At 50.3% G+C, this 18,061-nt stretch carries 1 protein-coding gene (only partly in view); it reads left to right on the top strand.

Annotated elements, in window-relative coordinates:
- Positions 1 to 18,061, top strand: partial view of a non-ribosomal peptide synthase/polyketide synthase gene (locus tag OL444_RS23130; protein ID WP_264729468.1) — the 3' end only. The gene continues 73,139 nt to the left of window position 1, outside the view; only the last 18,061 of its 91,200 coding nucleotides appear in the window; its start codon lies off the left edge, out of view; its stop codon occupies positions 18,059 to 18,061.

The raw sequence follows: 18,061 nt of genomic DNA, 5'->3' as shown, positions 1-18,061 counted from the left end.
GCTGTTTGAAGCACAGGTAGCAGCTACACCGGATGCCATAGCATTGGTATATGAAGATATCAGCCTGACTTATGCTGCACTGAACGCGAAAGTCAATCAGCTGGCGGCTTATCTGCGTACAACGTATGCGATACAGGCCGATGACCTGGTGGCCTTATACCTGGATCGTACGGAACAGATGATGATTTCGATCCTCGCTATCTTAAAAGCCGGTGGGGCGTATGTGCCAATTGACACGGCGTATCCGGACGACCGTATCCGTTATATTCTCCAGGATACCGCAGTGAAAATAGTACTGACCAATGCCATACATCAGGAAAGACTGAGTGGTATTACGGCCGATACCAATATTGTAACGGCGTTGATAGATACACCAACATTTGCAGCTTCGCTGGATGCTTACCCGGATGTGAACCTGCCTTATATCAATGGCGCGGATCACCTGGCGTATGTAATGTACACGAGTGGTACCACGGGTATGCCGAAAGGGGTAATGGTGGAACATAAGAGCGTGAACCGCCTGGTGCGGAATGTAGACTATGTAAGATTTACGGCTACGGATAAAATACTGGCGATTGCCAACTATGCCTTCGATGGCTCTGTGTTCGATATTTTCGGTGCCTTGTTAAATGGCGGCACCTTGGTAATTGCAGCGAAAGAAGTGTTCCTGGATATGCAGCAACTGGAAAGTGTGATGGAACAAAACAACATCACGATCTGCTTTATTACCACGTCGCTTTTCCACCGCCTGGTGGATGAAGAATTGCCTTACCTGCAACAGCTGAAATATGTGGTAGCAGGCGGAGAGCAGATCTCCTATGCGCACGTGGAAAGATTACTGGAAAGAGATACGACTGTGAAGGTGGTGAACGGTTACGGCCCTACGGAGGGTACTACGTTTACGACTACCTACTTATGTAATGATTACCGTGAACTGTCGTCTGGTGTGATTCCGATTGGCCGTCCGCTGTCCAACACCACCGTATACGTACTGGATCGTGAATTGCGTCCGGTACCGGTAGGTGCGTCCGGTGAACTCTATATCGGTGGCGCCGGTGTGGCCCGTGGTTACCTGAATCAACCGGAACTGACCCGCGAACGGTTTGTGAACAATCCGTTTGCACAGGATGGCAGCCGTTTGTATAAAACGGGTGACTTAGTGAAATACTTACCGGATGGTAACATCGAATATCTGGGCCGTACCGACTTCCAGGTGAAGATGCGCGGTTACCGTATTGAGCTGGGCGAAATAGAAAACCGTTTAGCTACTTATGGAGATATCAAACAAACGGTGGTACTGGTGAAAGAGCAGACTGGTGGTAACCAATACCTGGCGGCTTATTATGTAGCCACAGCAGCGATCGATGAAACGTTGTTGATAGCTTATCTGGAAACAACGTTGCCGGCATATATGGTGCCTTCGGTGTTCATTCATCTGGCAGCATTGCCGCTGACGATCAACGGCAAACTGGATCGCCGCGCCTTACCGGAACCTTACTTTACAGATAACGATAGCTATCAGGCGCCTAAGAATGCGACAGAAGAAAAACTCTGTGCGGTATTCGGAGATGTATTGGGTATAGACACCGGAACGATTGGCGTGCACGATGACTTCTTCCGCCTGGGCGGTAACAGTATCCTGGCGATCCGCCTGGTGAACCGCCTGAATAAAGCGTTGGACACGACCATTAACGTGGCTGCCATCTTTACCGGCAGAACCATTCGTAAACTGGCAGATCAGCTGTTGAGTGGCGCTACGGATAGTGTACAGATCACAGCACAGCCGGTGGCAGATGTTACGAAACAGTTGTTGTCTTTTGCACAGGAACGGCTGTGGTTCATCGAAAACTACGAAGGCGGCAGCAATGCGTACAACATCCCTGTGATGTTGAAACTCGGGCCGGATGTACAGGTAGAGAGTATGATAGAGGCTTTGCGTGCCATTGTACATCGTCATGAAGTGCTGCGAACAGTTATTAAAGTAGATGAAGCAGGCAACGGCTACCAGCAGGTACTGGATGATAGCATACACCCGCTGGAAGTACCCGAACAGCATTATTACACCGCAGCGGAACTGGATAAGGACCTGATGCAGCTGATGGATCATGTGTTCCACCTGGATCGTGCCTATCCGGTGCTGGCTGGCCTCTATACGTTACATACCGATACGGGTGCGGCCACGCATTACCTGGGTATGGTGTTACATCACATTGCCTTCGATGGTTGGTCTACCGATATTTTACTACGCGAATTACTGCACTACTACCATTATTACGAAGCGCAGCGTACCAGTCCGGAAACTAATGCCATCGCTGCATTACCGGCATTGTCACTCCAATACAAAGACTTCGCCCTGTGGCAACGTACTTACCTGCGTGACGCCGTACTGGAAAAACAATTGACCTATTGGCAGCAGCAACTGGCCGATTATGAAACGCTGCATTTGCCGGCAGATAAGCCCAGACCGGCACAGCTGAATTATGAAGGCGCCGACATCGGATTTATACTGGAGGAGGCCATGAGTGAAGATTTACGGGCAGTTTCCCGTGAGCTGGAAGTGAGTATGTACAGCCTGTTGCTGAGTGGTTATTATTTATTACTGAGTGGCTACAGCCATCAACGGAATCTGGTAGTAGGTAGTCCGGTATCTAACCGTCATTACAGGGAAATAGCTGATCTCATCGGCTTCTTTGTAAATACGCTGGCACTGCGACAGGAGATTGATCCGGAACAACGAATAACAGACTTTGTACGCCAGGTGGGAGCGGCTGTGATAGCAGCCCAGCTGCATCAGGATCTGCCATTTGAAAAACTGGTAGACGAATTGAAAATAGCGCCGGATGCTTCCCGTCATCCTGTGTTCCAGGTGATGTTCAGCGTACAGCATTTTGGCGGCGAAGCCACAGATAATCCGCTGTTCACACCTTATGAAGGCAGTGGCACGGTGGGCGTAGCCAAATACGACTTGTCTGTTACGTTGTCTGATAGCGGCAATGCGGCTATCGGCGGGGTATTCAACTACGCGACCGGTTTGTTTGAAGCAACTACCATCGTTAGTCTGATAGATACCTATAAAGCCATATTAGGTCAGCTGGCCGCGCTGAAAAACAAGGAACAGCATCAGCTGCCGGTGAAGGCACTGCATTACCTGGATAACGTACAGGCCACAACGATCTTGTATGATTGGAATGATACGGCACGTGCTTACCCTGCAGATAAAACGATCCATGCTTTATTTGCCGCGCAGGCAGCAGCTACGCCGGATAACATAGCCCTGATATACGAAGACCAGCAGCTGACTTATCAGGAACTGAATGAAAAAGCCAATCAGCTGGCAGCATACCTGCGTAACAGTTATGACGTACAGCCAGATGATCTGATCGCACTTTGCCTGGATCGCTCCGCCTATATGCTGATCGCCATCCTGGGTGTATGGAAAGCCGGTGGTGCTTATGTACCAGTGGATCCAGGGTATCCTGCAGAAAGAATCGATTATATCCTGACAGATACCCGTGCGAAAGTGATATTGACGAATGAAATACATACCGATAAACTGACAGGTAAAGAAGTAGCTGTTGAAGTGATCGATAGTGTACAACTGCAAACTGCATTGACGACTTATCCGGTAACAGATCAGACGGTTGATCATCTCCCTGCATCATTGGCCTATGTGATCTACACCAGTGGTACTACCGGTTATCCGAAAGGGGTAATGGTAGAACATCGCGGGGTAGTAAACCTGATCAAAGACCTGGTGGTGCGCTACGAATTAGGAACAGAGGAAGTGATATTGCAACTGGCCAACTATGTGTTCGACGCGTCCGTAGAACAGATGTGGCTGGCATTGCTGCAAGGTTACCGGTTGTTGCTGGTCAACAGCAATGCATGGGAAGATACAGATGTCTTCTATGGTTTGTTAAATACCCATCAGGTAACGCATATCCATAGCACGCCTTCCTTCCTGGAGCAATTCAGCTTCGATAGCATTTTGTCTTTACGTCGCCTGATCTCCGGTGGTGAATACATGAGCCCTGCCCTGATCGATCGGCTGCGCAATGAACGTTATCAGCTGATCGATGAATACGGTCCAACGGAAACAACGATTACATCGATCGTGAACGTAGGCCTTCATAGAAAAGGCATTGGTCGTCCGGTGGCAAATACCACCGTATATGTACTCTCCGAAAACTTATTACCAGTGCCGGTAGGCGCGGTAGGAGAGCTGTACCTGGGAGGTGCGGGTGTAGCGAGAGGCTACCTGAATCAACCTACGTTAACGAGGGAACGTTTTATCGCTAATCCTTTTGCTACAGCAACAAATAATATATCTGATACCCGCCTGTATCGCACGGGTGATCTGGTGAGATACTTACCGGATGGATACCTGGAATATATCGGTCGTACCGATACGCAGGTGAAGATCCGTGGTTATCGTATCGAGCTGGGTGAAATAGAAAACCGCCTGACCAGTCATCCGGATATCCGGCAGACTGTGGTACTGGCACGTGAAGGAGCCAGTGGCAAATACCTGGCAGGATACTATGTGTCTGATGAGATACTGGATCAGCAGGTATTACAGGACTACCTGAGTACTTCGCTGCCGGAATATATGGTGCCGGCAGTATTGATACACCTGTATCAATTGCCGCTGACCGTCAATGGTAAGTTGGATCGCCGTGCCTTACCGGAACCTTATTTTACGGCTACCGATCATTATGAAGCACCGGCAAATGAAACAGAAACAAACCTCTGTCACATCTTTGGAGAAGTGCTGGGTGTAGACGCTGCTACCATCAGTGTAAATGAAGATTTCTTCCGCCTGGGAGGTAACAGTATCTCTGCCATCCGTCTGGTAAATCGCATCAACAAAGAGTTGCATGCGAGCCTGAATGTGGCCGCTATCTTCACTGCCAGAACCATTCGCAAACTGGCTGCCCGCCTGCTCAGTGGGGTGAAAGAGGAAGTGAAAATTGTGGCGCCACCGGTGTCTGCACCAACAGCACAGGTGTTGTCTTTTGCACAGGAACGTTTGTGGTTTATTGAAAACTATGAAGACGGTAGCAACGCATATAATATCCCCGTGGTATTGCAGCTGCAGCCGGAAATGAATATCCATAGCCTGTTACAGGCAGTACACGCCGTTGTACACCGCCACGAAATATTGCGGAGCGTTATTAAGGTCAATGAAGCCGGCCGTGGTTACCAGGAGGTATTGGATGATCGTGTGCATCCGCTGACCATCATCCAACAGGATGTGCATTCAACAACAGCACTGGAAGAGATGTTGTCACAGCTGGCCAACTATGTCTTTAAACTGGATAGCGAATATCCGGTACAGGCAGGCCTGTTCACCTTATATACAGCGGGCGTACCGGAGATGCACTACCTGGGTGTGGTGATACACCATATTGCCTTTGATGGATGGTCTACCGGTATCCTGATGCAGGAACTGACACAGTACTACCATTACTACGAAGCGCTGGCAGCAGGAGATCGGGTACGTGCCGATAAGTATACTTTATTGCCATTACCATTACAATACAAAGACTTCGCATTATGGCAGCGTACTTACCTGAGTGGCGCCGTATTAAATCGTCAGCTCTCTTACTGGAAAGCACAACTGGCCGATTATGAAACCCTGCATTTACCGGCAGACAGGCCAAGACCTGTACAGATCAGCTATGAAGGGGCAGATCTCTACTTTGTGATCGATAAAGCGACCAGCGACGACCTGAGAGCGGTATCCCGTGAGTTGCAGGTAAGTATGTACAGCCTGTTACTGAGTGGCTACTACCTCTTGTTGAGCAGTTACAGTAATCAGCGGAACATCGTATTGGGTAGCCCGGTATCCAACCGTCACTATAGCGAGATCGCAGACCTGATCGGCTTCTTTATTAATACCCTGGCATTGCGTGCAGACATAGATCCGGAACAAACCGTGGCAGACTTTATCCGCCAGGTAGGGGCCTCTGTGATCGCCGCGCAGCTGCACCAGGATCTGCCATTTGAAAAACTGGTAGATGAACTGAAAGTAACGCCGGATGTGTCCCGTCATCCTGTATTCCAGGTATTATTCAGTGTACAGAACTTCGGCGCAGGAGATAGCAATGAGGAGCCATTATTAACACCGTATAGTGGTGGCAGTTATTACAACATCGCGAAATACGACTTGTCTGCTACACTGGACGACAGCGGAGAACAGATAGCGGGTATGTTCAACTATGCCGTGAGCCTCTTTGATGCCGCTACTATTGAGCGCTTCATTATTACTTATCAAACCATCTTAGGCCAGCTGGCCGCGCTTAAAAACAAGCAGCTGCACCATACGCCGCTTAAAGCCTTGCGCTACCTCGATGAGGTACAGCAGGCATTGGTGCTGCACGAATGGAATGATACTACGAACAGCTATCCGGTTGGTAAAACGATCCACACGCTGTTTGAAGCACAGGCAGCAGCTACGCCAAACGATATCGCTTTGGTATACGAGGCCGTGAAGCTGACTTATGGCGAATTAAATACAAAAGCGAATCAACTGGCGGCTTACCTGAAAGCTACAGGGGATATACAACCGGAAGACCTGATTGGTATCTGCCTCGATCGTTCTGAACATATGCTGATTGCGATACTGGCGGTACTCAAAACCGGCGGCGCTTACGTGCCGATGGATCCTGGCTACCCCAATGACCGCCTGGCTTATATCCTGTCTGATACCCGGACTAAAGTGGTATTGACGAATAAAGTACATCACGAAAAATTACAAATCGTATCGGGCGACTTACCGCTGACCATCACCAGCATCGATGATGCAGCCCTGCAGACTGTACTGGCCGGTTACGCCGGAGAAAACCTGGTATTGGCAGAGCAGCCTTCTTCGCTGGCTTATGTGATCTATACCAGTGGTACTACCGGCCAGCCGAAAGGTGTCATGGTAGAACACCATAGTGTGATCAACACGCTGAATAGCATCCGCGAGGCATACGACTTTACGGCAGCCAGCAGGATCACGGCATACACAGCGTATGTGTTCGACGTATCCGTATCGGAGTTCTTTATCACCCTGTTATACGGTAATGAATTGCACCTGTTGAGCGAAACACTGCGTACAGATGCTGCTGCCATCAGCGATTATCTCCTGGCTAATGATATTCATTACACCTACCTGCCACCAGTGATGTTATCGGTGTTGCCACGGATGGCTTATCCGTCGCTGCGGGCTATCCTGTATGCCGGTGAACCTTGTCCGCCGGAAACGGGTAAATACTGGTCTGGCAAGAAACGGTTGTATAACTATTACGGCCCTACGGAAACAAGTATCTACGCCACCGGCAAACTGATTGTAGACGGAGATACCCACCTGATTGGCCGCCCTGTTGCCAATACTACGGCCTATGTACTGGATAGCCACCTGCGTCCGGTACCGGTAGGTGCGGTAGGAGAATTGTACCTCGGCGGCGCCGGTGTAGCCCGTGGCTACCTGCATCAACCGGCTTTGACAAACGAACGGTTTATCAATAATCCGTTTAAACAATCCGATCGCCTCTATAAAACCGGTGACCTGGTGAAATACCAGCCGGATGGTAACCTGGAGTATATGGGTCGTGCCGACTTCCAGGTGAAAGTACGCGGTTACCGTATTGAGTTGGGCGAAATAGAAAACCGCCTCACGGCTTATCCGGGCATCAAACAGGCAGTGGTGTTGGTGAAAGAACAGGCGGGTGGTACGAAATACCTCGCCGGTTATTATGTGGCGGAAGAGATACTCCCGTATCAGACGCTGGAAGCTTATCTGAGCAGCTATCTGCCGGAATACATGATACCTGCTGCACTGGTGCACCTGTATCAGCTGCCATTGACAATCAATGGTAAACTCGATCGCCGTGCCTTGCCGGAACCACTGTTTACCGCCACAACGGCCAGTGAAGGACCTGCAGATGAAACGGAAGAAAAACTGTGCAGCATATTCGCCGAAGTATTAGGACTGGATGCTGCCGCCATCAGTGTTACGGACGACTTCTTCCGGATGGGTGGTAACAGTATCCTGGCGATTCGCCTCGTGAATCTGGTGAATACCATCCTGGGTACCCGCGTAAACGTAGCGGTTATATTTACCGGCAGAACAATCCGTAAGCTGGCAGAAAGGCTGCGGAGCAACGCGGGTGACGAAGTGAAAATCACAGCACAGGCAGTGGCCGATCCTACACAGCAACTGTTGTCGTTTGCACAGGAAAGGCTGTGGTTTATTGAAAACTACGAAGGTGGCAGCAATGCCTATAATATTCCGGTAACCCTGCAATTACAGCAGGGCATGGATACCGCCATCCTGGAACAGGCCATTTATGCCATCATACACCGGCATGAGATCTTAAGAAGCCAGGTGAAAATAAATACCGCCGGTAAGGGTTACCAGCAGGTGATCGATGATACCATCACGCCGCCGGTGATTAACCGTTATGATTACCATACACAGGAAGAACTGGAAATGGCGCTGGCAGCCATGGCCAACCATGTGTTCCGGCTGGATGCCGGTTATCCGGTACAGATCGGCCTCTATACCCTGCATGCAGATACCGGAGCCGTAACGCACTACCTGTGTATTGTCATGCACCACATCGCCTTCGACGGATGGTCTACGGATATTCTGATGCGCGAACTGATACAATACTATCATTACTATGCGGCACTCGCCGCCGGTGATACCGGCAAGGCAGCCACGTATGCGTTGGCGCCATTACAGTTACAATACAAGGATTTTGCATTATGGCAGCGTAATTACCTGCAGGGCGCCGTATTGGACCGGCAGCTGACCTACTGGCGTAATAAACTGGCTGGTTATGAAACCCTGCACCTGCCTGCTGATAAGCCAAGACCGGTACAAATCAGTTATGATGGAGCGGATATTTCCTTCTATCTCGACAAAGCTACCAGCGATGACCTGCGCGCAGTTTCCCGCGAACTGCAGGTGAGTATGTTCAGCCTGTTGCTGGGAGGTTATTATTTGTTATTGAGTAGTTACAGCAACCAGCAGGACATTGTATTGGGTACACCGGTAGCCAACCGTCATTATGGTGAAGTAGCAGACCTCATCGGCTTCTTTGTAAACATGCTTGCCCTGCGGGAAGAAATAGATCCGGAACAACCGGTAGCAGACTTCATCCGGCAGGTAGGCGCGTCTGTAATCGCCGCCCAGCTCCATCAGGATCTGCCGTTTGAAAAACTGGTAGACGAGCTGGATGTAGAACCAGATACTTCCCGTCACTCCATCTTCCAGGTGTCGTTCAGTCTGGATCACCTGCAGAAAGGCGCCGAAGGAACCGCACAGCTGTTTGATGCCTATACAGGTAGCAACCAGCCCGATAACAACTATAGTGTGGCCAAGTTCGACCTCTCCGTTTCCATGTTCGATCACGGAGAAGAAATCGTTGGTACCTTCAACTACGCTACCAGCCTGTTTGATGCCGGTACCATTGAAGGATACGTGGCTACCTATAAAGAAATACTACAGCAGATAGCGTTGCTGAAAAATACTCCGCAGCAACAAACGAAGATCAAGGCACTTCGTTATCTGGACGACGCACAGTCCACCACCATTCTGCACGACTGGAATAATACCGCTGCTCCTTTTGCTGCCGATAAAACCATTCACAGCATATTTGAAGAACAGGCTGCCGCAGCGCCGGACCGGATCGCCGTGGTATACGAAGACCTGCAGCTGACCTATGGCGAATTGAATACACGCGCCAATCAGCTGGCAGTATACCTGAAATGTACCTACGACATACAGCCGGATGAGATGATTACCCTTTGTCTCGACCGCTCTGAACACATGATCATTGCGATACTGGCGGTGATGAAAGCGGGTGGCGCCTATGTACCGATGGATCCCGGATACCCGGCAGACAGGATCGCCTATGTGATGGAAGATACCCGCACACGGGTAGTGCTCACCAATGAAGTACATGCCGCTAAACTGGCGGTGATTGCTGCGGAACAACAAGTAGCGGTAGAATGCCTGGATAGTGTGGCCTTAAGGGAAATACTGGAGGTATACCCAGTGGTAAATACCTACTATAACGTAGCCGCGTCTACGTTGGCTTATGTGATTTATACCAGTGGTACTACTGCTCGTCCTAAAGGTGTGATGATTGAACACGTGGGGGCCGTGAATCTGGTAACAGACCTGACCGTCAAATACGGATTTGGTAAAGATGAAGTGGTGTTGTTCCTGGCAAACTATGTATTTGATGCTTCCATCGAACAGGTGTTGCTGGCCTTGCTGAATGGCTATAAACTGCTGGTGGCAGACCATAGCAAGTGGGAAGATACCAACTCCTTCTACCAGCTGATGCAGCGGCACCAGGTAACGTATATCGACGGTACGCCTTCCTTCCTGGAACAATATGTATTTGACCGGATACCAAGTCTGCGCAGACTGTCAACCGGTGGAGAGCGTATTAGTCCGCTGTTGCTGGAACAGTTCCGCAACTGTCATTATGTGCCTATTAACTCTTACGGACCTACGGAGGTATCTGTTACCTCTGTGATCAATGTGGGGGTTACCAACAGCAGTATTGGCCGGCCCATCGCCAACATCGTCACCTATGTGCTGGACAGCGCATTGAGACCGGTGCCGGTAGGTGCAGTCGGTGAATTGTATCTCGGCGGCGCCGGCGTGGCCCGCGGATACCTGAATCTGCCGGAACTGACACAGGAACGTTTTATTATCAATCCATTCGTACCAGCATCTACCCGCTACAACCGGATGTATAAAACCGGGGATCTGGTGCGTTACTTACCAGGTGGAGAGATCGATTATATTGGCCGTACCGACTTCCAGGTGAAGATCCGCGGTTACCGTATTGAAACGGGCGAAATAGAAAACCGCCTCGCGGCACATCCGGATATTAAACAGGCTGTAGTACTGGCGAAACAATCGCTGTCGGGCTCCGGTCAGTATCTGGCAGGGTACTACGTAGCAGACAATCCGCTGGAAGATGCTGCCCTGAAAGCCTACCTGGGTGAGTATCTGCCGGAATATATGGTACCGGCTGTATTGGTACACCTCTATCAGTTACCGTTAACCATCAATGGTAAACTGGACCGCCGCGCTTTACCGGAACCGGATTTTACCGATACCGATAACTATCGTGCTGCAGAGAATGCAACACAGGCCCTGATGTGCGACATCTTCGGCCAGGTGCTGGGAATAGCAGGTAATAAAGTAGGTATTGAAGATGACTTCTTCCGCCTCGGAGGAGATAGTATTGTGAGTATCCAGCTGGTGAGCCGTTTGCGGCAGCAGGCGGGCATCCAGGTGAGTGTGAAGGATATCTTCCGTTACCGCACCATTGCCGCCTTATACAGTCAGGTGATTGCAACGGCGGAACAAACAAGGGTACAACTGTCTACAGAACAGGGTATCCTGACCGGTGAAGCCGGGCTGTTGCCGGTGCAGACCTGGTTCTTCGAAAGTGTAGACAGTGGCCATATGCCGATGTATCATCACTGGAACCAGTCGTTTATGGTGGAAGTACCGGCACTGGATAAAACCCTGCTGGAACATACCCTCATAAAACTGGTGAATTACCACGACGGATTACGTTTACGCTATCGTCGTAACCGTACCCAATACTATAGTGGTGAAATAACTGCGCTCAACATCCATTACCTGGATATACGTACTATTCCGGCGGAAGAACTGCCGGTGGTATTAACCCAATGGCAAAGCGGGTTCGATATCTATGGTGATCAGCTGTTCCAGGCAGGATACCTGGAAGGTTTTGAAGACGGCCGTGCACGGATCTGGTTTGCGGCACATCACCTGCTGATAGATGGGGTGAGCTGGCGTATCCTGGCCACCGATATGGAACGTATCTACCGCCACTTAGCTGCTATAACAGCTACGCATACACTGGCAGCTATACCGGTAACGACTATACTGGGCGAAAAAGGTAGTAGCTACCGGCAGTGGGCGGAACTGATTGCCGGCTACGCTACGTTGCCGTTGCAACAGGCAGCAGCGGAAAAAGATTACTGGCTGCAGGTTACCGCCGGCCTGCCTGCCAACAACACGTTGCTGGCAGCACTGGCCGTGCCGGAACAAAGCCAGTCGGGTTTGTTGCTGAACGAACAGGTAACCGGTCAATTACTGCGTGAAACCAGCCAGGTGTATAATACCCAGATCAATGATCTGCTGTTAAGCGCGCTGGGCGTGGCACTGTCGCGGATCACCGGAGCTGACCGGCATTATGTATTACTGGAAGGACATGGCCGGGAAGAGTTGTCGCCGGCGATGGATATCACCAATACCGTCGGATGGTTTACCACGATGTATCCGATTGAAATTATCAGCAGTGGCAGCAACTATGGCGAACAACTGGTGGCCGCCAAGGAAATGCTGCGGAAGGTACCTGCCAACGGTATCGGCTATGGGGCATTGATCGGCTATGAAGCGGCGATGCCACTGATCAGCTTTAACTACCTGGGACAGTTCGACGGACAGGAAACAGCAGATGGCAGTGGCTGGACGCTCAGCGGAGATTTCAGTGGCCTGCCGGTGGATCCGGCCAATAAAGATCCTTATATCATTGATATCAATGGTATGGTGATCAACGGACAACTGCAGTTCAGTATAAAAGGGAATCTGCCTGCTACCTTGTTGAATGAGCTGGCAACAGCTTATCAGCAGGTACTGGAAGACATGACCCGCTACCTGGGTAATATGACCCGCAGCTACCTGACCGTAAGTGATATAGATGGCGTGATTGCTGCCTCCTGGCTGGATGAATTACAGGCTACCCGCGAAATAACAGGGGTGTACCTGGCGGGAAGTCTGCAGGAAGGATTTATTTATCATGCCCTGAACCAGGGAGATGTGGATGATGCTTATCGCGTACAGTCTACCTGGGATTATAATAATGAGCTGGATGTGGCCTCGCTGGAACAAGCCTGGAAATATACGCAGGCACGTTACAGCGTATTAAGACTGCGTTTTGGATGGGAAAATGAACTGATTCAGGTGATCGATAAAACGGGTGTGCTGGATTGGCGCTATACAGATGTGAGTGAGCAGGATACCGCCGCGCAGGAAGCCTACCTGACAGCACTGTCTGCATTCGATCGCTCGCTGGCCTTTGACCTGTCGGCAGGTAATCTGTTCCGGGTATTCCTGGTGAAACGCAGTGACCGTGCCTACACCTGTATATTCAGTCACCACCATGCTATCCTGGATGGCTGGAGCTCTCCGCTGTTACTGAATTACCTGCACGAAGCTTATCTGTTGTTATTACAAGGCGAGCCGGTAATCGTGAAAGAAGATCAGAGTTATGCCTTGTCTCAACACTATCTGCAATTACATAAAAAAGATAACGAAGCTTACTGGCAATCCTATATTGGTCAGTTACAGGACCAGGAAGACCTCAGCAGCCTGCTGAGACCGGAGCAACGGCATATCAGCCTGTCTGCGTACCGGCATATCCTGCAGCCGGCAGAAGGCGCCATGGCGATTGAAGGACAACGCTGTGAAGCACTGAAACAACTGTGTGCGATACATGGCTTTACCTTAAATGCCATCCTGCAATATTGCTGGCACAGGCAGCTGAGCCTGTACAGCAACAGTCGTACAACCGTAGTCGGTATGACGGTATCCGGCCGTAACCTGCCGGTAGATGATATCGAACAGGCAGTTGGTTTGTTCATCAACACCTTACCGGTGGTACTGGAACATAAGGATGGTACCGTGATCGCAGCCATTAAAGAATTACAGGCACACATCAATGAAGTGAACAGCCGTAGTGATATCCACCTCGGCAGATTGCAGCAGGGTGGGGAACGTTTGTTCAACAGCCTCTTTATCTTCGAGAACTATCCGGTACCGGAAGGCAGTGAGGGAGAAGAAGGCGCTATTGCCCTGCAGTTCAGAAGTGGCGTGGAAAAACTGGATTACCCGCTGGGAGTGGTAGCTTATGAACAGGGAGACGTGATTGGCTTTATTGTCAAATACGCGGAGGAGTTGTTCAGTGAAACGATGATAACGGATTTACTGACAGGTATAGATCGTCTCATCACCCAACTGCTGGCCGAACCATTGATCACGGTAGATGCCCTGCATCACCTTAGTGAAGCACAGCACCAGGTGATGGTGTATGATTGGAACCAGACAACCATCGATTACCCATCTGATAAAACGACCCACAGGCTGTTCGAAGAACAGGCTGCCGCCACACCAGAACAGATAGCGCTGGTATATGGCGATACCCGCCTGACCTATGCGGCATTGAATGCCCGTGCCAATCAGCTGGCAGCTTATCTGCGCGAAACGTATCAGATACAGCCGGATGATCTGGTGGGCTTATACCTCGACCGTTCCGAACACATGATGATCGCCATACTGGCGGTACTGAAATCCGGCGGCGCCTACGTGCCGATAGATACCATGTATCCGGATGACAGAATCAGTTATATTCTCTCCGATACAGCGGTGAAAATATTGCTGACGAATGAAGGTTATGCAACGAAAATGACGGGTATTACCGCGGGCCTGGATGTAACGACGGCCTACTTAGATAGTCCCGCTTTTGCAGCTACCCTGGATGCCTATACGAAGGTGAATCCGGTACATGTCAGCAACGCCGGTCATCTGGCCTATATCATGTATACCAGTGGTACCACCGGTATGCCGAAAGGAGTAATGATTGAACACAGGAGCATCAACCGGTTGGTGAAAAATGTAGACTATGTACAGTTTGAGCCGCAGGATAACATACTGGCGATCGCCAACTATGCTTTCGATGGTTCCGTGTTTGACATCTTTGGTGCATGGCTGAATGGCGCTACATTGGTTATTGCGGCGAAAGAAGTTTTCATGGATATGAAACTGCTGGAAACCGTGATGGCGGAACATCAGATCACCATTTGCTTTATTACCACTTCCCTGTTCCACAGGCTGGTAGATGAAGAATTATCCTGCCTCCGGCAGCTGCGGTACATTGTAGCAGGAGGGGAACAGATTTCCTATACGCACGTAGACAGGCTCCTGCAACACAACAGTGCCGTGAAGCTGGTTAACGGTTACGGACCTACGGAAAGTACCACCTTTGCCACTACCTACCTGTGTAACAATTATACCACCCTGGCTTCCGGTGTAATTCCGATTGGTCGCCCGATCAGTAATACCACCGCTTATGTGCTGGATAGCGCCTTGCGTCCGGCGCCGGTAGGCGCGCCGGGTGAATTGTACCTGGGCGGCGCCGGTGTGGCCCGTGGTTATCTCCGGCAGCCGGAGCTGACACAGGAACGTTTTGTGAATAATCCTTTCCGTACAGCAGCAGAACAACAAGCGGGTATCAATGCCCGTCTCTACAAAACCGGTGACCTGGTGAAATACCTGCCGGATGGTAATATCGAATACATCGGTCGTACCGACTTCCAGGTGAAAATCCGCGGTTACCGTATCGAGCTGGGTGAAATTGCACATCGCCTGACGCAGTATCCGGGCATCCGCCAGGCAGTAGTACTGGTCAGTGAACAGGCCGGACAGGGCAGATCCCTGGTCGGTTATTATGTAGCCGATGAACCACTGCCGGCAACAACGGTATTGGATGATCTCCGCAACTATCTGCCGGAATATATGGTACCGGCAGTGTTGGTGCACCTGGATAGCATGCCGCTGACAATCAATGGTAAAATAGACCGCCGCGCACTGCCTGATCCGCAGTTTACGGATGCAGATAGCTACCGTGCGCCACAGAATGAAACAGAAGCTGCCATGTGTCAGGTGTTCGGCCAAATACTGGGTATCGACGGTAATAAAATCAGCGTCGATGATGATTTCTTCCGCCTAGGAGGAGATAGTATTATCAGTATTCAGCTGGTCAGCCGTTTAAGACAACAGGCCGGTATCCGTATCAGTATCAAGGATATCTTCCGGTATCGTACCGTGGCGGCCATTTATACAAATGTGATTGCCGCAGCGGTAGCAACAGCCGCCAGTGAAACCGAACAAGGTATATTAACCGGCGCCGTAGACATGTTACCGATACAGGCCTGGTTCTTCGATCAGGTATACAAAGGTACCCTGACGGAGTTCCAACACTGGAACCAATCCTTTATGATTCGGGTACAACCGCTGGATACGGCCATCCTGCAAACAGCTGTCAGCAAACTGGCGGAATACCACGATGCATTGCGTATCCGTTATGAGCGGCATGCAGATGGTACATTCAATCAGTACTACGCAGAAGTTGCCACCACACCGGAAGTACAGGTGCTGGATATCCGCAGCATTGGAGAGGAAGAAGGCAGTGTACCATTTATAGTGGCCCTGCAGGATATACTGACTGCTTACCAGCAGAGCTTCGATCTCACCGAAGGACCACTTTACTCCGTGGCTTATCTGCACGGCTTTGCCGATGGCAGTACGCGGATTTTCCTGGCATTGCATCACCTCATTGTAGATACGGTGAGCTGGCGTATACTCACAGAAGACCTGCAACGGATATATACTGCGTTGACACAAGGTGCTGCCGCTGGTACAGATCCGGTGCAGTGGCTGGAACCGAAAGGCAGCAGCTACCGCCAATGGGTAACGCGTATACAGCAGTATGCACAGGAAAATAAAACAGAAACAACTTACTGGGAAGAAGTGATGGCAGGTTTCCATCCTGCTACCGACAAACTGTATACCGCGGCGGTGACCACAACCGCCTATGCAGTCACCAGCCTGGATAAAGCCATGACCCGTCGTTTGCTGCGGGAAACACAGGGCGCTTATCATACAGAAATTAACGACCTGTTACTGACGGCACTGGGCTTATCACTCTCCGCACTCACGGGTAGTGATAAACATCACCTCTTGCTCGAAGGCCACGGTCGGGAAGCGCTGGATGAGCGCCTGGATCTGACGCATACTGTGGGTTGGTTTACATCGATGTATCCTGTGCAGCTGGTAACAACAGCCGGCGATATCGGCACCAGTATCAAACAGGTGAAGACAGACCTGCGTGCAATACCGGGTAAAGGGATTGGTTATGGTGCACTGAAAGGGTATGTACAGGAAGCATTACCACAGATCAGCTTCAACTACCTCGGCCAGTTTGATCAGCAGGAAAACCATCCTGTGGCCGGTGAGGAATGGACCATCACTTCAGATGCGGCTGGTAACAACATGCAGGCAGATGAACGGGCGTATCTCATCAACATCAACGGTCAGGTGATAGATAATGTGCTGAGCTTTGATATTGTGACCAAACTGGATCAGGAACTGACCAGCCGTTTTGCCCGCATCTTTGAAGAACAGCTGATCGCGATCATCGGGCATTGTGCAGATAAGAAAGAAGGAGAATATACGCCTGGTGATCTGACGGAAGATTTTGAACCGTATATCAGCGTGAATCCGAACGATGCTACAGGACCGGTACTGTTTATGTTACCACCTGCCGGCGCCGGCGGAGAAAGTTACCTGGGTAATATGATACCGCAGTTCGGAGACCGGCCTGTGATTGCTTTCAACAACTACTATTTACACCTCGAACAGAAGCTGAAGAAAGCCGCTATAGATAAGATCAGTTTTGAATTCCTGGCACAATACTATGTAGGTATGATCAGCCGCTTACAGCCTACCGGTAGCTACCACCTGTTTGGCTGGAGCTTTGGCGGGGTGCTGGCCTTTGAAATAGCGCGGCAGTTAACGGCAGCGGGAAAAGTAGTAGAAAGCCTGATAATGTTTGATCCGTATTTCAATACAGGTGAGGTATGTGCACACTTTAAAACGGATATATTAGGTGCCGTAAATATCAATTACCATCCGCAGGCAGCTGCTGCAGGAATCGCCGGTCGGATTACCCTGTTGAAAGCTACCAGGGAAGGCGCACCGCAGGAAGACAGCGTTTCCGGAAATATCGTGAAACATTATGTAGCCACTACTGACAACCATCTCAGTGAGCTGATCAGTGCTGCTGATTTTGAGATAATAACCGTGGATACAGATCATAATAATTGGGTACATGATCCGGTAATCGTAGATCAGGTATGCACCAGTGTAAGATCCACCGGTAAGCAGCCATAA

The sequence above is a fragment of the Chitinophaga nivalis genome, assembly GCF_025989125.1.
Taxonomy (GTDB): domain Bacteria; phylum Bacteroidota; class Bacteroidia; order Chitinophagales; family Chitinophagaceae; genus Chitinophaga; species Chitinophaga nivalis.
This window is presented reverse-complemented; position numbering and strand designations above follow the sequence as displayed.